18 protein-coding genes and 1 pseudogene are annotated in these 21,788 nt (G+C 66.5%); 6 read left to right on the top strand and 13 right to left on the bottom strand.

What is annotated here, in order from left to right; translation table 11 throughout:
• Positions 1 to 5: 5 nt before the first annotated feature.
• Entirely contained in the window at positions 6 to 1,229 is a 1,224-nt protein-coding gene (locus ACYQ0R_RS11205) for a hypothetical protein (RefSeq protein ID WP_459823703.1), read from the top strand.
• A 35-nt stretch (positions 1,230 to 1,264) separates the two neighbouring features.
• On the opposite strand, the gene ACYQ0R_RS11200 is transcribed toward ACYQ0R_RS11205, so the two are convergent.
• The 4 genes from ACYQ0R_RS11200 to ACYQ0R_RS11185 all read right to left on the bottom strand — a co-directional run bounded on the left by ACYQ0R_RS11200 (position 1,265) and on the right by ACYQ0R_RS11185 (position 4,045).
• Entirely contained in the window at positions 1,265 to 1,705 is a 441-nt protein-coding gene (locus ACYQ0R_RS11200; RefSeq protein ID WP_459823700.1) for an Hsp20/alpha crystallin family protein, read from the bottom strand.
• Between the two features lie 4 nt (positions 1,706 to 1,709).
• On the bottom strand, positions 1,710 to 1,865 hold the full coding sequence (locus ACYQ0R_RS11195) for a DUF7559 family protein (RefSeq protein ID WP_459823697.1): 156 nt from the start codon (positions 1,863 to 1,865) through the stop codon (positions 1,710 to 1,712).
• A 123-nt stretch (positions 1,866 to 1,988) separates the two neighbouring features.
• Positions 1,989 to 3,014 carry a DUF4350 domain-containing protein gene (locus ACYQ0R_RS11190; RefSeq protein ID WP_459823694.1) on the bottom strand — a complete coding sequence of 342 codons (1,026 nt, stop codon included), beginning with the start codon at positions 3,012 to 3,014 and terminating at the stop codon, positions 1,989 to 1,991.
• The gene (locus tag ACYQ0R_RS11185) at positions 3,011 to 4,045 is read right to left on the bottom strand and encodes a S49 family peptidase (protein WP_459823691.1); all 1,035 of its coding nucleotides are present in this window, start codon (positions 4,043 to 4,045) and stop codon (positions 3,011 to 3,013) included. Before ACYQ0R_RS11185 ends, ACYQ0R_RS11190 begins: the two co-directional genes overlap by 4 nt.
• A 231-nt stretch (positions 4,046 to 4,276) precedes the next feature.
• Between ACYQ0R_RS11185 and ACYQ0R_RS11180 the strand changes: the two genes are divergently transcribed.
• A complete protein-coding gene (locus tag ACYQ0R_RS11180; RefSeq protein ID WP_459823687.1) occupies positions 4,277 to 5,938 on the top strand; it encodes a hypothetical protein in 1,662 nt (553 codons plus the stop codon).
• Between the two features lie 102 nt (positions 5,939 to 6,040).
• A pseudogene (locus ACYQ0R_RS11175) lies at positions 6,041 to 6,622 on the top strand (trimeric intracellular cation channel family protein); the annotation flags it as partial.
• A 91-nt stretch (positions 6,623 to 6,713) separates the two neighbouring features.
• Here ACYQ0R_RS11175 and ACYQ0R_RS11170 read toward each other — a convergent pair.
• Both ACYQ0R_RS11170 and tbsP read right to left on the bottom strand, forming a co-directional pair.
• Entirely contained in the window at positions 6,714 to 8,459 is a 1,746-nt protein-coding gene (locus ACYQ0R_RS11170; RefSeq protein WP_459823685.1) for a YcaO-like family protein, read from the bottom strand.
• 182 nt (positions 8,460 to 8,641) lie between these two features.
• A complete protein-coding gene (tbsP, locus tag ACYQ0R_RS11165; RefSeq protein WP_459823682.1) occupies positions 8,642 to 9,448 on the bottom strand; it encodes a transcriptional regulator TbsP in 807 nt (268 codons plus the stop codon).
• Positions 9,449 to 9,746: 298 nt separating this feature from the next.
• Here tbsP and glyA point away from each other — a divergent pair, with 298 nt between their 5' ends.
• Positions 9,747 to 10,994, top strand: coding sequence for a serine hydroxymethyltransferase (glyA, locus tag ACYQ0R_RS11160; protein WP_459823679.1), 1,248 nt, complete (start codon positions 9,747 to 9,749; stop codon positions 10,992 to 10,994).
• 56 nt (positions 10,995 to 11,050) lie between these two features.
• On the opposite strand, the gene ACYQ0R_RS11155 is transcribed toward glyA, so the two are convergent.
• Positions 11,051 to 11,998 (bottom strand): HhH-GPD family protein, encoded by a 948-nt coding sequence (locus ACYQ0R_RS11155; RefSeq protein WP_459823676.1) that lies wholly within the window; start codon positions 11,996 to 11,998, stop codon positions 11,051 to 11,053.
• A 148-nt stretch (positions 11,999 to 12,146) separates the two neighbouring features.
• Positions 12,147 to 13,517 (bottom strand): type I glutamate--ammonia ligase, encoded by a 1,371-nt coding sequence (glnA, locus tag ACYQ0R_RS11150; protein WP_459823673.1) that lies wholly within the window; start codon positions 13,515 to 13,517, stop codon positions 12,147 to 12,149.
• A gap of 126 nt (positions 13,518 to 13,643) precedes the next feature.
• Between glnA and lrp the strand changes: the two genes are divergently transcribed.
• Entirely contained in the window at positions 13,644 to 14,105 is a 462-nt protein-coding gene (gene lrp, locus ACYQ0R_RS11145) for an HTH-type transcriptional regulator Lrp (RefSeq protein ID WP_459823670.1), read from the top strand.
• A 103-nt stretch (positions 14,106 to 14,208) separates the two neighbouring features.
• Here lrp and ACYQ0R_RS11140 read toward each other — a convergent pair whose 3' ends face one another.
• The 4 genes from ACYQ0R_RS11140 to ACYQ0R_RS11125 all read right to left on the bottom strand — a co-directional run bounded on the left by ACYQ0R_RS11140 (position 14,209) and on the right by ACYQ0R_RS11125 (position 19,697).
• Entirely contained in the window at positions 14,209 to 15,426 is a 1,218-nt protein-coding gene (locus tag ACYQ0R_RS11140) for a phosphoglycerate kinase (RefSeq protein WP_459823667.1), read from the bottom strand.
• 73 nt (positions 15,427 to 15,499) lie between these two features.
• Positions 15,500 to 16,552: a type I glyceraldehyde-3-phosphate dehydrogenase gene (gap, locus tag ACYQ0R_RS11135; protein WP_459823665.1), complete on the bottom strand. Its 1,053-nt coding sequence runs from the start codon at positions 16,550 to 16,552 to the stop codon at positions 15,500 to 15,502.
• Positions 16,553 to 16,655: 103 nt separating this feature from the next.
• Positions 16,656 to 18,467, bottom strand: a complete 1,812-nt coding sequence (gene arcS, locus ACYQ0R_RS11130) for an archaeosine synthase subunit alpha (RefSeq protein ID WP_459823662.1) — start codon at positions 18,465 to 18,467, stop codon at positions 16,656 to 16,658.
• Positions 18,468 to 18,563: 96 nt separating this feature from the next.
• Complete coding sequence (locus tag ACYQ0R_RS11125) at positions 18,564 to 19,697, bottom strand: mandelate racemase/muconate lactonizing enzyme family protein (RefSeq protein WP_459823659.1); 1,134 nt, start codon at positions 19,695 to 19,697, stop codon at positions 18,564 to 18,566.
• Positions 19,698 to 19,822: 125 nt separating this feature from the next.
• On the opposite strand from ACYQ0R_RS11125, the gene ACYQ0R_RS11120 reads away from it, so the two are divergent.
• The gene (locus ACYQ0R_RS11120; protein WP_459823656.1) at positions 19,823 to 20,272 is read left to right on the top strand and encodes a pyridoxamine 5'-phosphate oxidase family protein; all 450 of its coding nucleotides are present in this window, start codon (positions 19,823 to 19,825) and stop codon (positions 20,270 to 20,272) included.
• 18 nt (positions 20,273 to 20,290) lie between these two features.
• On the opposite strand, the gene tgtA is transcribed toward ACYQ0R_RS11120, so the two are convergent.
• Positions 20,291 to 21,772 carry a tRNA guanosine(15) transglycosylase TgtA gene (tgtA, locus tag ACYQ0R_RS11115; protein WP_459823653.1) on the bottom strand — a complete coding sequence of 494 codons (1,482 nt, stop codon included), beginning with the start codon at positions 21,770 to 21,772 and terminating at the stop codon, positions 20,291 to 20,293.
• Between the last annotated feature and the right edge of the window lie 16 nt (positions 21,773 to 21,788).

Raw genomic sequence — 21,788 nt, 5'->3', positions numbered from 1 at the left:
CTCCTATGGAACCGAAGCGGGCGGTCGTGCTCATCGGGGTCGGAGCCGTCCTGTTCGCGCTCGTGTTGTCCGCGAACGCGGTCGTGGCGCTCGACCGAACGGCGTTCGACGCCGACCACGCGAAAGAGAGCGCACACGACGCCGAGCTGTACGGGTCGTTCGCCGAGGAGTTCCGCTCGGAGATCGCGGCTGGACCCAACGGGGACGTCGACGACACGCCGCTCGACCGCTCCGAGTCGGAGCTTCTCGGTGCCGCGGTCACCGACGAGTACGTCAGATCGCAACTGGAGCGGAACATCGATGGCGTGTACGACTTCCTCAACGGACGAACCGACGAGCTCCGGATCGCGTTCGACACCGAACCGGTGAAGGAGCGAGTGCTCGCCGAGGTGGAAGCCGACGCCGAGGAGCTGGATCTCGCCGCGGTCGAGATGCCGTTCGGCGAGGAGATCGAGGCGATGGCCGCGGACCCCGACACGTTCGACGAACGACGCGCGACGTTCAGAGAGGAGCAGAAAGCGCGGATACAGGCGGAGACCGAGCGGGACCTGAGCGACGAGGAGCTCGCTGCGCGTCTCGATGCGTCGATGGACGAGATCCGCGCGGAGATGCTTGCGGAGATGGACGCCGAACTCGAGGGACAGTTCGACGGCCCGGAGGCCCCGCTCGAAGCTCCCGTCCGTGAGCTACAGACCGCCCGGATCGACGCGCTGACCGGCGAAGTCACTCACGCCGAGTACGCAAGCCGGGTCGACGAGGCAGAAGAGGAACTCGCGGAGGCGTTCGTCGCGACGTTTGAAGCCGAGCTTGAGGAGAACCTTCCCGAGACCGTCGACAGTACCGAGGAGCTCGGCGAGGAGGAGATGGAGATGCTCGAAACCGCACGTGTGGCCGTCTCGCTTTCCGGCCCGGTCGCGGTCGGCCTCACCGTGCTGGCCATCGCTGTCGCCGGACTGCTCGGCTGGGTTGCGCCCCGATCGACGGCGGCGACCGCGACGGGAGCGTCCACGGCCGCCGCCGGCGCGGTCGGAATCGTCGTCTCGATGGTCGCGATCAACCGGATCCGGTCGTTGCTACAGGGATCGGGTGAAGCGCCGGCCGTCGAGGAGTTCCTCCTGACGTTCGTGACCGGCGTGTTCGACGCGGTGCTGTGGCAGTCCGCTGTGCTGCTTTTCCTCGGCGGGACGCTCGTCGCCGTCGGCGTAGCCATTCGGTACGACTATCTCTAGCCGAGATCCGCGTAGTCGAACACTTGGACCGTCGATCATTCAGGCCTGTCTTGATCGTCGTCCTCGCTCTCCTCGACGACCGACACCTCCTGTGCCCGCTCGTCTTTCGGGATCTCCACCTCGAGTGTCCCGTTACGCGTGAGCGTCGCGTTCGCGCCGTGTGGCGTGACATCGGCGTCCCGGGGGAGATCGGCGCTCCCGGAGAGCGTGAGCCCCCGACCGGGGAACATCATCTCGTACCCGTCGTAGAACTCGCGGAACCGTTCGAGGCGGACCTCGACGGTGTGATCGAGGAACTTCACCTGAACGTCCTCACCGCGGACGCCGGGGGCGTCGAAAACGACGAGATACGCATCGTCGCTCTCGAGGAGGTCCACCGAGAGCGGGCGACGCTCCTGCATGCGGCTCCAGCCACGACCCACTCGCTCGAGCGCCTTGCGGAACGCCGAGCGGCCGGCATCGACGAATCGCGTCACGACGTTACACCTCGATCTCGGCAAGACGACTCCTGCCACAGTACGGACACGCGAGATCAGTGACGCCGTGGTCGTCGGGAACGTCGTACGTGTAGTGGTTCTCGAACATATCGAGCTCGCAGTCGTCGCTCTCGCATTTGACCTCCATCGTCGCGGGCATATGTGAACACTTTGGGTCGGCGACGGCTTAAACGACGTGGGGTGGCGACGGCTTAAACGACGTGGGGTGGCGACGGCTTACACCGCTGGGTGGTCGACCGGAGCGTCACACCGGTCGAGTCGATCAGGGGACCTCCTCGGCGGCCTCGTCGTCTCGCGGCTCAGCGGGCGGCTGTCGCTCCGGCTCCGCATCATCCTCGTCGCTGTCTGGCGGCTGTATCGCCGCGTTCCGGTCGTTCGTCACGAGGAAGTCGGCGAGATTGCCGATCAGCACGTCGTTGTCGGCGCGCTGTGCGTTCTCCGGTGCGAGGAAGTCGCTATCGCCGACCGCGACGACCCCGTCGTTCCGGACGAGAAGCGGGTCGTTCGTGGGCGCGCGAGTGGTCGAGAGCTCCGCACCGTCGGTCGGTCGCAGCTCGTCGGAGCCGCCAGCGGCCGTTCCCACCGGCGTCGCCGTCGCGAACACCGCGCGGTCGACGCCCGCGGTAAGTTCGGAGTCGCCGGTCGGCTCAGCGTACACGCGCTGATAGTTCAGATCGTTGTCCGCCATGTTGTACACGTATCCCGGCTCGGTGGTGATGCCGAGCCGTGCATCCAGCGCAGCCGGACCGGGCTCCTCGAACTCATCGTCGGGGTCGGTCGCAAGCAGCACGTGACCGTCACCCTCGACGAACGTCTCGATATCGTCGATCTCCTCCTCACTGTAATCGGTCCGGAACGTCACGAACGCGTCCGCGTCGGCCAGATCGGCACCGAGCGCCGTGGTGTCTTCGCCGCCCACTCCGCCCGTGTGGACCTCGATATCGTGGCCGTTCTCTATCAGAACGTTCACCATCGGCCGCACGTCGCGGTCGGTGACGTCCGGGCCGGTGGCTCCGAGCAGTAGTAGCGGATCGGCGGGGCCGATGCCCGTATCATCGACTCCCGGGTCGATGACGATCGTCTGTGACGGCTCGGCGCTCGACATCGTCACGTCCGCCTCACCGGGGTCGCGGTCGTGTATCAGCGCCTCGTCGTGGTAGTGGTCGACGTCGATCTCCGGCGGCGCATCCGCGCCGTCACCGGTCACGAAACCGGCGACTGCCGCCCCCGCGAGGATCACGCCGAGGGTGGCGACGAACGCGACCGCGAGTGTTCGTAGCTGGCTCATGGGCTCACACCTCCGCTGATCGCGGGGTTGGTGTCCGTCGTCTCATCGGTCGTGTCGTCGGTTCCAGCATCGGTCGTGTCGTCCGTCCCGTCAGCGGTCCGGCCGTCCGTCGGCGTGCTCGCGCCGACGTCGGCGGCGGCGAACCGCTCGACCGTATCGATGTGTGGGACCGCGTCCTCGTGGACGTAGGCGAGCCCCAGCGGCTCCACCTCACCGTAGCCCGGTTCGTTGTCGTACACGGCGACGATCTGTTCGTCGGTGCGGATCAGGATCGGGAACCCGACGTCCGATCCGGTTTCGCGAGTGTCGACCTGATACGTTCGCAGTCCCGCTCTGTCGGCCGCATCGTGGACCGCCTCGTCGAGCGAGCCGATCTCGTCGGCGAAGCCGTTGTGGACCGCTTCGGTACCGAGGTAGATGTCGGCGTGTGCGACCTCCTCGCGGGGCATCTCGAACTCATCGCCGCGCTCCTCCATCATCGTCTCGACGAACGTGTCGGCGAGCGTCTGCGTCTGGGCCCACTGCTCGATCTCGTTGCTGCCGACTTTGTCGGGACCGCTCGGACCCTCGGTCGGTGGGGAGGGCTGGGGCGCGATCGCGTTCAACCCGATGCTTCCGACCTGCGATGTGGGGAGCACGTAGATCTCGTCGGCCGGGGCCATCGCGTAGTAGCCACCGGACGCGCTCATATCCTGCACGCTGGCTATCACCGGCATCTCCTCGCTCGTCCGTTTCACTGCGGTGTACATTCGCTCGGAGGCGGCGGGTGCGCCACCGCTCGTATCGATTTTCAGTACCACCGCTTCGACCGATTCGTTGTTCCGTACCTCCGTGAGTTCCGCCTCGACGTCGTCAGCGAGGGCCGCATTGACGGGTCCCTCGAGTTCGACGACGGCGACCGTGTCGCTCGGCTCGCTGGTCGCCCCGTAGACGGCAGGAGCGAACACCGCGCCGAGAGCCGCGGCCGCCACGACGACGACGGCGATCTGCTGTCGCGTCGTGAGGACGTCGGAGAGGTTGTCAACTGGCATTCCAACTCACGGTATGGCCTCCATCACTTAGTTGGCTACGCAGACTAAACGAGCCGTTTTACAAACTCCTCTGACGGCGCGTCGGTTTCCTCCCGGATGGTCCACCGTTCGTGACGGGCTTTTCACCAGTCAGCGGCTCTCGCGAACTCCGACCCCCGTTGTTGGCCGGAACGGGCCGACTCCGGAGCAAAATACATTATCCCGGTCACCGATACTCGCGACGAGGCGACCATGCGCGAGGAGAGTCCGCGTGACGAGGTCGGGCACCCCCGTTCGGACGCTCTCGACAGCCCGAACGCCGACGGGTCCGATCACCCGGACGCCGAGGTGTCCGGCGAGCCACCGGAACCCGCGGCGGTTTGGCGACGAAGCGACGGCGACACCGATCCGCCGCTGTATCGGTTCTGTGCGTGTGACCTTTCGTGGCGAGACGACGACGCGGACGGACCGGAGCCGCGGGACGACGATCCACCGGTCCGATACTGTTCGGGAGTCGTCAGGTGGCTTCTCAAGCGGACGCCGCTCATGGTTGCACTCCTGCTCGTCGTCCATCTCTCGTTCGCGCAGCTGCTTCCGGACCACACGAACCCGCTCGACGCCCTCGCGCTCGGCGTCAGCGGCTGGGTGCTTCTCGGCGGTATCGCGTGGGCCGTCATCCTCGCCGGACTGCTGTACGCCGTCGGCGTCGGGCCGAGTCGGGAGTCGTACGACGCGTATCTCACGCTCTCGCTGCTCATCGTGTTGGGCGTCGGTACGGCCACCGCGGTCCTGCTCTCTGCGGGCGCGGAGACGGCGGTGTTCACTGATCCGCCCGTCGAGGAGTGGCCACCCGCGGACACCGAACACCATTATCTCGAGGGGTTCGGGTTCCTCCTGTTGCTCCTGCTCGGCGGATCGCTCGTGTACGACGGTATGCTCCGCACGGAGTCGATGTTCACGAATCTCGACCGGAAGCGAGGAGTGGTGGTGGAAGAGACGTCCGGAGCGTACGCGACGTTCCGAAGCCGGCTGGCGGAAGCGCTCGCACACGACGCGCGGAAAGCCGTGAACGACCGATTCGGGATCGAACGCCGGCTCGGACGCGATCCGGACCCCACCACAGACGGATACCGACCCGTGTATACGAGCTACCTGTTCGCCGTCGTGTTTCTCCTCCCGTTCTTCTTGAGCCGTCTCGGCGTCGAGACGACAGTCGAGCCGGAGGCACTGGTGTCGCTCGCGACCACCGAGCCCATCATCCTGTTAAACGTCGTACCCACGTACGTCGCCAACTTCCTCATCGTCGTCGTGTTCTTCCAGTTTCTCGTGCTGATCACCTTTTTCAACAGGCTGTTGACGAACCACGGGCCACCGGCCGCTGTCGACGACGGTAACGGGGGAGACGCGACGAACCGATCGAACGAAGCGAATACGGCCGAGCGGGCGGCCGAGGACGCCGATGGGGAGGACGATCAGCCCGCCTTCTCCCTCCGATACGATCCCGACCACGTCGATGGGTACGGGGGGTTCAAGGATATCGGCCGGTTCGCGACGCGAGTGAACATGCTGTTGGTGCTCGGAGGGTTTTACTGTGCCTACCGGATCTACGTCTGGGGACTTCCCACGCGGCCGCCGGTCGCGGAGACGTCGTCGTTTCTCGTCTGGAGCGTCCTGTTTCTCGGCCCGCTCCTCGTCTACGCTATAGCGGTGCTCGTGTGGCTGTACTTCTCGTTCTGGCAGATCCATCGAGCGATGCGCCGAGGAAAACAGCGGTACTTCGAGCGTCACGTGGACGGTGAAAGTCGCCTCTCGGAACACCGCGAGGCACCGACGTGGCCCGTCGACGGACGACTGTTCGTGAGTCTCCTGTCGCTCGACGCGCTGCCGCTTTTGAGCCTCCTCCCGCTTATCTAGCCGAGGTGAACGTCTCCGTGCGTCCGGCCCGGGTTGGTTCGTCGTGACCGGATCGGAGCCAACCCGACGCGCTCAAGGTGACCGTTCTCGTAGCCGGGAGTAGTGACTGACGGACTCCTCGCGACGCTTTTCGGTGACCCGTTCGCCGTCATGAACACGATCGGGCTGGTCGCGTTCGCGCTCGTCGGGTCGGCGAAGGCGATCCGCGAGGAGTTCGACCTGTTCGGGATCGCGGTCGTGGGGCTGGCGATGGCGTTCGCGGGAGGTGTGACGCGGGACCTCCTCGTGAACCGCGTGCCGCTCGTGCTACGGTCGCCGATCGAGATCGCCTTAGGACTGTTGGGAGTCGGTCTGGCGATCGGGCTGACCGTCGTGTTGGTCTCGCCCGACGACCACCCGGTGACGGTCGTCGCGGACGCGATCGGGCTCGCCGCGTTCGCCGACATCCTGCTGGACCGGTCCCCGTTCATCCTCTTCGACGACTTCTACGCGACGCCGGCGGTGTTGGGCGGCTGTGCGTACTGGCTCGTCGGCGCAGGCCTCGGCGCTGGAGGTGTCGTCGGTGGAGGTGAGAGTCTCGGCGTGGCCGGGATCGCCGCTGCGGCGTGTGCAGCCGTGACCGTCACGACTCGACTCGTCGCGGTCGCGTACGGCTGGTCGCTCCCGTTGGCCTATAAGGACGGAGTCGAGAGTCCTGTGAGTACCATGCGTCGGCGTCGTCGCACGTCGGTGTCGCACGTCGGCGTCGCACGACGGCGTCTCGGGCCGGGTGATCTCACGGGAACGGGTGATACTCGTGGTCGAGCCGCGGCTCGAATCCCATCGACTTCGGCACCGTGGTCGCGCGCTCACCGAAGAACGGCTCCCCCGTGAACAGGGGTTGTGCGCCCGGCACGAGCACGCGCACCGCCTCGAAGCCGAGCGTCTCCAGATCGCGAGTCGTCGTCCGGACGACGTACGCGTCGAGTCCGACCGCCAGCACTCGGTCGACGACCTCGTCCAACTCCGCCGCACCGGCGAGCTCCGGCTCGCCGATCCCATCACACGACACCGTCGCGTCGGGGTCGAAGAACGCCCGCGTCGCCTCCGGAAATCCGGCGTGATCTCCGATCGCCGCGCTCTGTTTGGCGGCCGCATCCCGCCCCATCGACCGAAGCTCCGTCCAGTTCTGCAGCGCCTCCGCGAGCGCGTTTCGCGCAGCCGCCACCGGGTCCAGGTTCGCGCCGGAGCCCGCTGCGAATCGGGGCCACTTCCCGTCCCGATGAACCCCGACCGCCACGACTGGGACGTCGATGTCGGTCGTCACGAGCAGCGTCGACACCGACAGCGACTCCGCACGGGCTCGCTTGCGAAGCTCATCGAACGTCTCGTCGTCGACATCGAGCTCCAGCGGCTCCGTCGTCGAGTACCACGTCGTCATCGTCGCGTCGCGTTCGATCGTCTCGTACAGCCCCGACAGCGCCGCTTCGGGTCCGGAGTTGCCGAGCCCGAGCCCGGTCGTGATCGCCGGTCGATACCGCTTTTCCGGCGGCGGGAAGTGGACGAACTCCGCCGGCAGCGACGCGACATCGCCGGCTGCGGCCCCTTCGCCGGGCGCGTCGGATCCGGGCGTTTCGTCCGCCGCGCCGGTCGCAAGCGTTTCGCCCGTCGCCCACGGCAGGCGGTCATCCGGATCGTAGACGGGACGGTCGTCCGGTCGAACGAACGCGTCCGGTGGCACCGGATTCGGGACGTCCGCGGCGGTCGCGGTCGTGAACGCGTCCTCGCGATACACGCCCGCGGCGTAGCGCTCCAACCCCTCGCCGAGCGCCTTCATGAACGCGGCGTCCCAGTCGGCGTCGACGCCGGCGGCGAACTCGGCGGCTCTGGCGTCCGAGAAGGGAGTGGTGTCCGCCGTCGCCGCCACGTAGTACGGCACCGGAAACGACGACTGCTCGCCGACCTCGGCGAGCGGTCCGACCCGGGTGTCGACGGCGCGCTCGGCGCGAGCGACCGCGTCCGACAGCGTCGTCGTCCCGTGGTTCCGGGGCAGCGCCTCGCCCGGCTCGGAGCCACATCCGCATCCCGGGACCGGGAGCAGCGTCCGCTCGGGGCCCGAAACTTCGACCAGCGTGTCGGAGACGGGCTCGCCGGCGAGCAGCCGGATCGTCCGCCGGCCTGCCGCCGCGCCGGCGTACCTGACCGCCGAACGCGTGCCACGCGGCGCGTCGGCGGGCTCCGGGTCGCTACTTTCGACGCGCGTCCGGAGGCAGTCGTAGCAGGCGTCCCCGAAGACGGTGATCGCGGCGTCGACGTTGTCAAGCGGGACGCCGCCGATGCCACCCACCTCGACGGCGACCCACCGGTCGAGGGCGTCGTCGGCGACGGTGAACGACTCCGCGCCCGTCGTGTCGGCGACGACCGCGAGGTCGAAGCCGTCGAGCAGCGCGGCCTCGACCGGCATCACGTTCACGTCGACGTCGCCGAGCGCGGGCTTGACAGCGTCGATCGCGGGCCCGTCACCGACCAGTCCGATGTCCATGCCGGTGTCGAACGCACAGCGGAGAGAAAAAGCCCGGGGAGAGGCGCGTGGTCGAGTTCGTATCGCGCTCCCGAAAAGACTGATGTCGGCTCCCGCGAGCACTCCGCGAAACCGTCCGTGAGCACTCCGCGAAACCGTCCGTGAGCACTCCGCGAAACCGTCCGTGAGCACTCCGCGCCGACCTACGCAACCAGATCGTCGGCGACCGCAGCGAACTCGTCCGTGTCGACGCCGACGAGACGGTCGTCCCCGAGCTTGAGACGGAGTCGAGGGCGGCCGACGTCGATCGGCACCTTCTCAGTGTCGATGACCCCGAGATCCTCGAGACGCGTTTTCGTCCGTGAGAAGGTTGCCTTCGAGGCGATCCCGACGTCCTCGCCCCACTTCGAGATATCGTACAACAGCACGTCGTTTTTCGCGGCGACGAGCAGCGAGACGGTCACCTCGTCGAGCGTCGACCCGTCGGCGTCAAGCGCGGCGAGCACGGCGTCGAAATCTGCGCGCGTCTCCTCGCCGATCTCCGCGTCCAGCGTCTCCCGAACCCGGCTGATCGCTGGCGTTCGGAGCTCGTACGCCTCGGCGTCGGCGAACGTTCGTCGATACGTCTCGGCAACCTCCGTGACGAACTCCGCATCGTCCGTCGCGAGCGCGCCGACGCGCTCGCCGGCGGCGACGACCGCCAGCACACGAGAGTCGGAAACGAACAGCGTGTTGTCCACGCTCTCGGGGAGCAGCCGGATCGACAGCGAGCCGTCGGCGACGAGGTCCGCCGTTCGCGACGCAACGAGAAACTCGCGGGTGACATCTTTGAGCGTGCGCTCGTCGACGAGCAACGACAGCCGGGGGAGATCGTCGCGGTCGATGGCCGCCTCGACGATCTCGTTCACCGTATCGGCGGCGGGGTCGACGACGAGAAGCTCCTCCTCGACGTCGGCACACGCCGTGTCAATGAGCTCCGTGACGTCGTCGACAAGCAGATTTGATACCATTCGTTATTATGTATAATAACTACATCTATATTTAATATTAACGGGGTTGAGACGATGAACAACTGTGATATAGGCCCTCAGACGCCCGATATCAGCATAATCGTGTGTTTCGATTGCGCCTGTGGATCTCACGCACGTATCCGTCGCGCTCCAGTGCGTCGGCAGGGCGTCGCTCGGGTGAGCCATCGCTCTCGCGCTCCGCCGGTCAACCGATCCGAGTCCGATGCCGACGGATCCGTATCACCCGTCACGCGGCCGGACGGACAGGCTTATTGTGCAGTCGTTCTCGAATTTCCACATGGAGTACGGGAAGGTTCGAGAGGTCGATCCGGCCGTCGCCGACGCGCTCGTCGGTGAGCGAGACCGACAGGAAGAGACGCTTGCGATGATCGCCAGCGAAAACCACGTCAGCGAGGCGGTGCTGGAAGCACAGGGAAGCGTGCTTACGAACAAGTACGCGGAGGGATACCCCGGCGAGCGCTACTACGCCGGCTGTGAGTACGCCGACGAGGTTGAGTCGCTCGCCGTCGCGCGGGCGAAGGAGCTGTGGGGAGCCGACCACGTCAACGTCCAGCCACACTCCGGGACGCAGGCGAATCAGGCCGTGTATTACTCGGTGCTGGAGCCGGGCGACCGGATCCTCTCTCTCGACCTGACACACGGTGGACATCTCTCGCACGGCCACCCGGCGAACTTCGCCGGGCAGATGTACGACGTCGAGCAGTACGAGGTCGACGCCGACACGGGCCGGATCGACTACGAGGGCCTCCGCGAGATGGCCGAGGAGGTCGACCCGGACATCATCGTCTCCGGCTACTCCGCGTACCCGCGGGCGGTCGACTGGGAGGAGATACAGGCCGCCGCGGACGCGGTCGACGCGTATCACCTCGCCGACATCGCCCACATCACGGGGCTCGTCGCGGCGGGCGTCCATCCCTCGCCGGTCGGCGTCGCCGACTTCGTGACGGGGTCGACACACAAGACGATCCGTGCCGGTCGCGGCGGGATCGTCATGTGCGAGTCGGAGTACGCCGACGACATCGACAACGCGGTGTTCCCCGGCGGGCAGGGCGGTCCGCTGATGCACAACATCGCCGGGAAGGCGGTCGGGTTCAAGGAAGCGCTCGACCCCGAGTTCGAGACGTACGCCCAGTCGGTCGTCGACAACGCGCGGACGCTCGGCGATCGGCTCGCCGAGCACGGACTGTCGCTCGTCTCCGGCGGCACCGACACCCACCTCGTGTTGGCCGACCTCCGTGAGTCGCATCCGGATCTCTCCGGCGGCGACGCCGAGGACGCGCTGGCGGCCGCGAACATCGTTCTCAACGGCAACACCGTTCCCGGCGAGACTCGATCCCCGTTCGACCCGTCCGGCATTCGCGCCGGTACCGCCGGATTGACGACGCGCGGATTCGACGAGGCGGCAATCGAGGAGGTCGCCGACCTGATCCATCGCGTCGTCGACAACGCCGACAGCGAGGACGTTATCTACGAGGTCGGCGAGCGCGTCGTCGAACTCTGCGAGGAGTTCCCGCTGTACGAGTAGACACAGCCGAAACGACGCGATGACCGGACGCCGAGCTGGAGCGGTCGACACGAGATTCACAACCGGGCGATCGTTTCGTCGTCACGCGTCTCGACTTCGATGAGCCCGTCCGCTGCGAGATCCGTGAGTAGCTCTCGAAGCCACTCTCGCCCGTGTTCGCCGTTCAGCGTGTAATCCACCCGAATCCGGTGCCCGAGCGTGTCCAGTTCCATCTCCTCGTGTTCGCTCAGGAGTGTGACGATGCGACCGCGGAACTGCCGGCGACTCCCCTCGAAGCTCGGCTGAGTCGGCACGTCGGGTGCAGTGAAGTCGCCGGTTTGGTACGCGTGACACCACTCGCGCCACGGGCACCCCTCCTCGTCACACCGAGGCGTCTTTCCACACGCCACGCCGCCGAGCTCCATGATCGCGTTGTTCCAGATTCGTGACTCGCCGGGCGGCATGAGTTCGTTTGCAACGGTTTTATACTCCGGATCGTCCGCAGTGCGGATATCCGCAAACACGCGATGTAGCACGCGTTTCACGTTGGTGTCGACGACGGCATCGCCAGCGTCGAACGCGAACGACGCGACCGCGTTCGCGGTGTACGGTCCGACCCCCATCAGCTCCTCGAGCTCCTCGGGCGTCCGCGGGAACGTTCCATCGTACTCCGTCTCGATCTGTGTTGCAGCCTCGTGGAGGTACTTCGCGCGGTTGTTGTACCCGAGCGAGTGGCTCGACCAGAAGGCGACGACGTCGCCGCGGTCGGCGTCCGCGAGCGCCGTCGTCGTTGGCCACCGGTCCAGAAACGCCTCCCACGCGGGGACGACCCGGTCGAGCTGCGTCTGTTGGCTCATCACCTCGCTGACGAGGATCGCGTACGGGTCCTCGGTACGTCGCCACGGGAACTCGCGGTGGTCCGTCTCGTACCAGTCGACGAGCCGCTCTCGAACCGCGTCGATATCGGCCGGCAGCTTTGACGCATCATCTCGGCGCGCGCCGCGTTCCTCGTCGAGTCCGGTCATGCCGATCGGAGGCGCCGGATCCGCTTATAAACAACGACGGTGACCGCCTCGGTCGAGATAGCGTGCGCAACGGGTTGTCGTCGCGTGCGTCGTCGTACCGCTGAAAAAGGTCGATATCGGTTGCGTCGCCGGTCCGGGTGCGGCCGCCTCAGAACGTCTCGAGGTAGCGGTCCTCCTCCCACTCGGACACCTGGGTGAGGTACTCGCTGAACTCCTGGCTTTTCGCTTCCGGGAACTTCTCGGCGACGTGCGGTCCGAGCGCGTCGAGAATGACCTCGTCCTCCTCGAGCTCTTCGACGGCGCGACCGAGGTTCGGCGGGAGCGTCTCGATGCCGTACTCCTCGCGCTTCTCGTCGTCGAACTCGTAGATGTCCTCGCGGACCGGGTCGCCCGGATCCGCGTCAGTCTCGATACCGTGGAGTCCGGCGGAGATGAGCGCCGCGTACGCGAGGTACGGGTTACAGGACGGATCGGGGCTGCGCACCTCGAAGCGCGCGGAGATACCGGCAGCGTCCGGGACGCGGACGAGCGCGGAGCGGTTCGTGTCGGACCACGCGACGTAGATCGGTGCCTCGTAGCCGGGCACCAGCCGCTTGTAGGAGTTCACCGTCGGGTTGGTGACGGCGGTGAACGCCGGCGCGTGGTTGAGCACGCCGCCCATGAAGTTGTAGGCCGTCTCGCTCAGGTTGAACTCGTCGTCGTCGTCCGCGAACGCGTTGTTGCCGTCCTCGTCGAACAGCGAGATGTGGCTGTGCATCCCCGAGCCGTTGATCTCCGCGATCGGCTTGGGCATGAACGTCGCGTGGAGGTCGTGCTGGGCCGCGACCGCGCGGACGACCGCGCGGAACGTCGCGATGTTGTCCGCGGTCGAGAGCGCGTCGTCGTACTTGAAGTTGATCTCGTGTTGGCCCTCGGCGACCTCGTGGTGTGAAGCCTCGATCTCGAAGCCCATATCCTCTAAGGTGAAGATGATCTCCTTGCGGACGTCGCTCGCGAGGTCCTTGGGTGCGAGGTCGAAGTAACCGCCGTTGTCGTGCGGGGTCGTCGTCGCGTTCCCCTCGTCGTCCGTTTTGAACAGGAAGAACTCCGGCTCGGGACCGATGGAGACGGTGTACCCCATATCCTCGGCCTTCTCCAGGACGCTTTTGAGAACTTGGCGCGGGCCGCCGACGAACGGCTCGCCGTCGGTGTCGACGATGTCACAGACGACCCGGGCCGCCGCGGAGCCGTCCTCGCCGCTGCGCCACGGGAGCACCGCGAACGTGTCCGCGTCGGGAACGAGACGCATGTCCGACTCCTGGATGCGTACGAATCCCTCGATCGAGGAGCCGTCGAAGTAGATCCCTTCGGTGAACGCCTTCTCAGCCTGATGGGCCGGGACGGAAACGTTTTTAACGACTCCAAGGATGTCCGTAAACTGGAGCCGAAGGAAATCGACGTTCTGCTCGTCGATCTTGTCGATGACCGCCTGTTCTTCCGCCGTGAGTCCGCCGTCAGTCTTTGCGTGTTCGTCCGTCATGTTCTGGACGGTTAGTTCCTTATCTGCCAGTATAAAGGCCTTGTCGCTTGGTGCATGAACCGCCGCACTCCGGACACCGGTGGACGTTCGTAAAATTCTAAACCCCTCGTACCGTGGTGGAGTGTAATGACGTACGAAAACCTCGACGCCAAGCTCGTGAACTCACTACTCGGCAACGGTCGCGCCAGCCTTCGGAGCCTCGGCGAGGAGTTGGACGTCTCCGTGACGACCGTCTCGAACCACCTCCGTGATCTCGAAGACGAGGAGGTGGTCCGCGGATACACGCCGATCATCGACTACGACAAGCTCGGCTACGACGTGACGGCCGTGCTCCAGCTGAAAGTTGAGGGCAGCGCGCTCCCGGACATTACGGAGAAGCTCCGCCAGGAGAAACAGATGGTGAGCGTGTACGAGGTCACCGGCGACTACGACGTGATCGCGATCGGGAAGTTCACCGACACGGACGGAATGAACGACCAGATCAAGACGCTGCTCACCGACGAGGACATCCGCGAGTCGAACACGAGCGTCGTGTTAAACGCGGTCACGGAGAACGAACAGTTCGACCTCGACATCGACGAGGAGTAAACTCGACATCGACGAGGAGCAGCCCGTTCTCGACCGCCCGAACCCCCACGCGGCCGCGAAAAGACACGATCGGTCGCCGCGACGGTGTGGAGGACGTGAGCTCTCACTCGCCCGACGCGGTTTCGAGCAGTTCGACTGCCGGCAGCGACTCGCCCGTCAGCGCTCGGATGTACGCACCGCCCGCGATCGAGACGTGCGAGAACTCGTCCTCGCTCATCCCGTACAGCTCGATCGCCCGGGAGGTGTCGCCGCCGCCGACGACGGCAAAGCAGTCAGTGTCGGCGATCGCCTCGAGAACGCCGACGGTCCCGTGTGAGAACCGCTCGTCCTCGAACACGCCGAGTGCACCTTTCACGAACACCGCGTCCGACTCCCTGATAAGGGGATCGTACGCGTCGACGGTGTCGGAGCCGACGTCGAGATACGCGTGCGTCTTCTCGTCGATCTCGTCGAGGCGATGCTCCGCGCGGTCGCCGTCGTCCTCGTACGCCAGATCCACCGCGAGGTGGATCTCCTCGCCGCGGTCGGCGAGAATCCCCTCGACCGTCTCGTGGTTTCGCTCCCACTGTTCGTCGAACAGATCCATCCCCTCCAGGTCGTGACCCACGGGATGACCGGCGGCGCGCAGGAACAGCTCGCCGGCGACGCCGCCGAGGAGGAACCGGTCGACTGTCCCCTCCAAAGCGTCCATCACGCCGATCACGTCGGTCGCTTTCGTCCCGCCGACGACCATCGTGACGGGGCCGTCGAACTCCTTCGTGGCGATCGCGGTGTTCGCCTCGTACTCCGTCTCCATCACGCGACCGGCGTACGCGGGTAAGACGAGCGGGAAGCCGACGAGCGATGCGTGTTTTCGATGCGCCGCCGAGTAGGCGTCGTTGACGTACGCGTCGAACTGCGGCGCGAGCGTCTCGACGAACTCGGTGTCGGCTTTCGCTTCGGGCTCCGCCTCCGGGAGTTCGTCCTCGCACATCCGGGTGTTCTCGAGGAGAAGTAGCTCACCCGCGTCGAGCGACTCGATCGCCTCGATCGCCGCCTCGCCGAACGTGTCGGCGACGAACGCAACGTCGCGGTCGACGTGGCGTGCGAGGATTTCGGCGTGCCCCGCGAGCGACGTGAAGTCGTCTCGCCCGGGACGTCCCTGATGCGCGAGGAGGACGACCCGGTGGCCCGCCTCGGCGAGCTCGCGGACCGTCTCCGCGTGGCGCTCGAAGCGTCGGTTATCCTGCGGCTCGCCGTCCTCGATCGGGGAGTTGAGATCGAGACGGACGAGCACGCGCGAGTCTGCCGGCAGGTCGTCGAGGGTTCTGAACGTTGACATGGGCGTAAAGTCGGATGACGGATACTTAGGCGTGTACGGTTCGTTTGCGATTCGGCGACTCTCGACTGCGGCGCTACGACTCGTCCGCGAGATACGTCGCCATGTCGAGCATTCTGTTCGAGAAGCCGTACTCGTTGTCGTACCAGGTGAGGATCTTCAGGAGCTTCCCGCCGGCGACGACGTTCGTCGACTGGAGGTCGACGTACGTGGAAAACGGGAGTCCGACGACGTCGCTGGAAACGACCTCGTCGTCGGTGTAGCCCAGCACGCCGGCGAGCGGGCCGGAATCGGCGGCGTCGCGGAACGCGGCGTTGACCGCCTCCTCGGTGACCGCCTCGTCGAGGCTGACGACGAACTCCGTGATCGAGCCGTTGGGGACGGGGACTCGGACGGCCATGCCGTCGATCTTCCCTTCGAGCTGCGGCAGGATCTCGGTGGCCGCGCCGGCTGCACCCGTCGACGTCGGGACGATGTTCTCGGCGGCGGCTCGCCCGCGGCGCGTCTTCGCCTTCGGCCCGTCGATGAGCGCCTGCGAGCCCGTGTACGCGTGGATGGTGGTCAGCGTGCCTGCTTCGATGCCGAACTCCTCGTCGAGCACCTTCGCGACCGGCGTGATGGAGTTCGTGGTACAGGAGGCGTTCGAGACGACGTCCTCGCCGTCGTACTCGTCGTGGTTGACGCCGTACACGAGCTGTTTGACCGGCTTGTCACCCTTCGGCGGAGCGGAGATGAGCACCGTGTCAGCGCCGCCGTCGAGGTGTGCGCCAGCGTCGTCTCTCGTCCGAAACACGCCGGTACACTCGAGTGCGACGTCGACGTCGAGTTCGTCCCACGGGAGGTCGGCCGGATCCTGAATGTTGAAAAGCGGCACGGACGTCCCGCCGATCGTCAGCGCCTCGTCGTCGAGCTCGATGTCGTCGAGACGGCCCATAACGGTGTCGTACTTCGCGAGGTACGCCATATCCTCGAACTCCATGACGTCATTGATACCCGCCAGTTCGATCCGCGGGCTCTCTATCACCGCACGAAGCAGGTTTCGGCCGATCCGTCCGAACCCGTTGAGCCCCACACGCACCACGTCGTCTTCGGATACGTCCTCCCCGGCGTCCAAGTACGATTTACTCATATCCGAAATAGGGAGGCCCAGATACTTAAAATCGACCGAGTTGTTGCGATCGAACGATCACGAAGAACCCCCTTCGATCGACCGACGGTGAACTGCCTCGCTGTCACCCTCCGATCTCGTCGACGTGACGGACGCTGCTGGCGATGCCGCGGGTGGACGACACCATCTCCGGGCCCGACATCTCCGCGCGGCCGACGGCGAACGCCTTCGGTCCCTCGATGACGACCTCATCTCCGACGCGGATCGTGTCGTCGGCGTCGACGACGCCCGGGGCGAGCACGGAGCCGTGCGGCACGAATCCGTCGATCTCGACGTGTTTCGTCGGCGCGTCGCTGTCGACCCACCGACGTGCCCCCTCGATCGTAAACGAGAGCGTGCCGTACTGCGGAACCATCGTCGCGAGCTGTGCGCCCGGCTCGCCCTCGCGTCGTCCCTCCTCCTCGGGCGCCCACACCTGCAGTTTCGGGTACCGGCCGGTGGTTCGGATTCGCTCGTCGTCGTCCGGCCCGCCGAACAGCTCGTCACCCGCGCCGTCGCCGATCAGATAGTCGGCGATCGACTTCACCGTGTTGTGCTCGCGCTCCCGCTTGCTGTAGGCGGGCTCCCCTTCCAGCGCGGCGTTCAGCTCGCCCAGCGACTCGTCGGTCGTCGGGTGGTCCACGCAGGTAAACTCGAAGGCGACGTCGATCGCGGGGTCGGAAGCGACGCGATCGCAGATCTCCCGATACCCGTGGTCGGGGACGTGGGCGATCACGCGAGAGTAGTCGTTTCGCGTCAGGTACCGCCGGAACACCTCCGCGACGAACGCGATCTCGTCGTCCGACCAGTCGCCGGTGACGACCGAGTCGTAGTGTTGGGCGGGGTAGGTCGTCTCCAGCTCCTGTGGCACCACGCCGATCGGCGACGTCATCGAGACGGTGTGACCGCGCCATTTAACGGCGTCGTGGAACTGTCGGTGGCTCTGGGAGTCGCTGTACGGCTTCGTCGCCGAACAGGGGACCAACACGAGCGGCTGGTCGGTGAACCGATTGCGGTACCGACTCGTCACTCGGTCGGCGAATCGTCGGATCTCGACCCGGTCGAGCGTCTCCGCGGTCGCCGCCGTCAGCTCCGCATCCCGGAGGATCGGCGTGCGCTCCTCGAGATACGCCCACTGGTCGTCGAACTCGCGGAACGCCGCAGTGAGCCACTGCTCGTGGCGGGTCTGTCCCTCGATGTAATCCCGAAGCCGACCCGCACGGATCCGCTCACGGACCCGCCGAAGCTCGGCGGACAGCGCGTTCACGTTGTGCTCGGCGCAGTCGCCGCGATCGAACTCGGAGCGCGACGTCGCGCAGGCGGGGCAGGCGCAGGGAAGCTCCTCGAGGTCCTCGAGGAAGTGCTCCGCGTCCGCGGTGAGGTACTTCCCCTGCGTCCCCTTCGTCCGGGCGAGCGTCCCGTCGACGAGGTCGACGCCCGCGTACGCGAGCAGGGCAACGTTCATCGGGGTGGCGACGCCGGAGAGAAACAGCGCGATGTCGGCCGGCAGTGCCGCCTTCGCAGCCAGGATGGCGTCGCGGAACGCCTCGCCGTGGCCGACGAACCCCGACGCGTCCGAGAGCACGTACGCATCCGCCCCGACGTCTCGGGCACCGACGCTGTCGACGACGGCGGCCGAGGGGAACTCGACGTCCGGATACGCGACCCGGAACGACTCGCGAACCTCCTCGCGGGTTCCGGCCGGAAAGCTTCGGTGCGGGAGCACCGTCAGCTCGGTTTCATCACCTTCGGGGACGCTCCGCTCGCCGGCCCAGAGACTGCCGGCGTCAGCCACGAACGGGTCCGCGAGCGCCGGCGTCGTCACCGGATCGGCGAGGCGCAGCTCGCCGAGACGGGCGGCACCGTCCCGCTCGTGGATCTCGAAGTAGTCGGTCATACACTCTCTCACGGGGGGACCGCCAACTCTCTTGTGTTCCGCGGCCGATGCAGTTCGGCGGGACGCGACGCCGAGGCCGACGACGCGTCTCCCCGATCAGGACCGGTTCGCGTCCCCCCGGTCGGGGAGCCCGCGGAACCGCTCGACGGCGTCGCGGTCGATCTCGACCCCGTGCCCGGGGCGGTCCGGCGGGTGCATCTCTCCCCCTTCGGGCTCGATCGGATCGACCACGATGTCGTCGAACACCTTCACGTCTTGGTCGCGATAGAAGTACTCGACCCACGTGCCGTTCTCGATCGCACAGAGCAGCGACGTGTGGAGGTTCCAGTTGTAGTGTGGCGCGATCGGGACGTCGAACGTCGCCGCCGTGTTGGCGACTTTCAGCCACTCGGAGATCCCGCCGACGACCGTCGCGTCCGGCTGGAGCACGCCCGCGGCGTCGGCACGAAGCAGGTTCGCGAACCCGTAGCGAGTCGACTCGAGCTCGCCGGTCGCGACCGGGTACGACAGCCCGTCGTTGATCCGCGCGAGCAGATCGACGTTGTCCGGCATCGCGGGCTCCTCGATGAAGTACGGGTCGAACTCGGCGAACGCCCGGCAGTTACGCAGCGCCTCCGGCGCCGACGACCACGCGCCGTTGGCGTCCATCAGCAGCGTCCGCTCCTCGCCGATCGTCTCGCGAACGGCCCGCACGCGTTCGACCTCCTCGTGAACCGAGCGGCGGCCGACTTTCATCTTCACGGTGTCGTGACCCGCGTCGACGTATCGCCGAACCTCCTCTCGGAGCCCCTCGTGACCTTTCTCGTCGCGGTAGTAGCCGCCGGAGGCGTACGCCGGGACGGCGTCGGCGTGCGCGCCGAGGAGCTTGTACAGCGGCATGTCCGCCGCCTTGGCGGTGAGATCCCACAACGCGATGTCGACCGAGGAGATCGCCCGGAGATACGCGCCCTTGCGTCCGACCTGTACGGTACCGTCGAACATCTCTCGCCAGAGGCGCTCCGTGTCGCGCGGGTCCTCCCCCTCGACGATCGGAGCGAGTACTCGGTTGACGGCGTCGGCGACCAGATCCGCCGACTCGTAGCCGAGCGAGAAGCCGACACCCTCCGAGCCGTCGGCGGTCCGGACGTACGTGACGACGTGATCGCGGTAGTGGATCGTTCGCGTCGCGAACGACACCGGCGTCTCGAGCGGGATCGCGATGGGGATCGCCTCGACCTCCGTGATCTGCATGTCCGGTCGATCCCCCGGTGTCCGGATAGCTCTTGGGCTGCCGGTGATCGTATCGGAGGTCCCGGTTCCCGCGAGACGACCGCGTTCGACGATGGGTTTAGGATGATTCCGTCCGTGAACGTGATATGAATCTCACCGGTCCGTGGGACCGCGCTCGCATCGACGAGTTCCTCGAGTCGGCGCGGATCCCCGTTCGCGTGAGCTGTCACACCCCCGCCGGCGACCCGTGGATCGTCTCGCTGTGGTTCGCGTGGGACGGAGCGATTCACTGTGCGACCGGCGCGGACGCGGACGTCGTCGAGTTCCTCGCTCACGACGACCACGTCGGTTTCGACGTCTCGACGAACGATCCGCCGTACAAGGGCGTCAGGGGTCGCGGGCGAGCGACGGTCGAACCCGACGTCGACAAGGCGAGACTGCGGTCGCTGATGGAACGCTATTTGGGCGGGACGGACCACCGGCTCGGCGAGCGACTGCTACGTCCCGACCGTGAGGAGGTCCACGTCCGGATCGAGCCGGAGCGGATCCACTCGTGGGACTACACCGGTCGGATGCCCGCGGCGACGTCCGAGTGACCCCGACCTCCGAGGTCTCTACCGACCGAGTTCCTGCAAGTTCTCCGTTTCGACCTCCTCCGGGAGCCGATCGAGTGCGACCGGATCCCAGTCGTCGTGGCCGAGCGTGAGATCGAGATCCGGATTCGTCGCGACCAACTGTGCCACGCCGTCGGCGGCAGCCGTCTGTGCGGTGACGTCCGTCCGCTCCGGCAGTTCGGCCGTAAGCGGATACGTCTCCGAGAGCGCGCGGGGGAACGGGCCAAACGGCGGTTTTATACGCCAGACGGCGTCGTAGTCGTGGGTCGACGGGGGTTTCGACTCGGTGACGAGGAGTCGGTCGGGGGCGTCGAGTCGCGCGATGCGGTCGTGATGGCGACGCACCTCGGGTCGACGGGCGGCCTCGTGGGAGGTGTAAAAGAACGCGTCCTTCGAGACGGGGTCCGTCCGCTCCAGTCGGTCCGCGTAGTCGAGCAACGCCCGGTAGCCGTCGAGCATCGCCGGATGCCCGCGAGCACGCCGGTCGACGAGTTCGAGCAGGTTCCCGCCACGGATCGCCGCCTTGATCCGTCGAAGCTCCTCGAACGTGACGTGGAGGTTGTGCTCGGCGAGGAGACGTTCGGTTTCGTCGTCCGACGCGCGTCTTAGCTCCTCGGGCGTGTGGTCCGTGCACACCGGACACGAGCAGGGGAAGTAGGTCATCTCCTCGATATGCTCGGTGCCGGAGACGGTGAGGTAGCGCCCGTCACGGGCCATCAGTGCGTATGCGGCGGAGTCGAACAGGTCACAGCCCGCCGCGACCGCCAGCGCGAGCATCATCGGGTGGCCCGCCCCGAACAGGTGAACCGGACAATCGGGATCGAGGCCGCGCTTTGCACCCATCACCGCCTCGACGACGTCGGCGTAGCGGTACGCGTTCATCAGCGGGACCATCGCACCGACGGGGAACACGTCGAGGTCGGTGTCGGCGGCGTGCCGGCCGGCCTCCTCGCGAAGCTCCGGATACGTCGATCCCTGAACGGGTGCGTTGACGAGCATCTCTCCCGTTTCGGCCGCCTCGGCGTCGGCCAGCGCCTGCCGGGTGGTCGCGAGCTCCGACTCTGCGCGGTCGCGATCGACGTCCGGCGGCGTCGGCACGTCGACGGGGGTGGCGACGTCGCTGCCGATCCGGCGCTGAAACTCGAGGATCTCGGCGGTCGTCACGTCGATGTCGCCGTACTCCGCGAGCTGGAAGGAGCCGGAGTCGGTCATGATCGCGCCGTCGAACCCGAGGAACTCGTGAAGCCCCTCCTCAAGGACGCGGTCGCGGATCCGGTCGGTGCTGTGGATGATGTAGGAGTTTGTGATCAACATCTTCGCGCCGAACTCCGCACGAAGCCGCGCGGGCTCGATGGTGATCACGTTCGGATTGACGACCGGCAGCAGCGCCGGCGTCTCGACGGTGACGCCCGCGCGAGGGACCTCCAGCCGCCCGATTCGACCGGCTGCGTCGTGGTCCCGGATCTCGAAGTGGTCGCGCATACGTCGAGTCGACGGA

It is taken from the genome of Halorubrum luteum (assembly GCF_054652935.1).
Note: the sequence above shows the minus strand (reverse complement) of the source record. Positions and strands in the feature narration are given on the sequence as shown.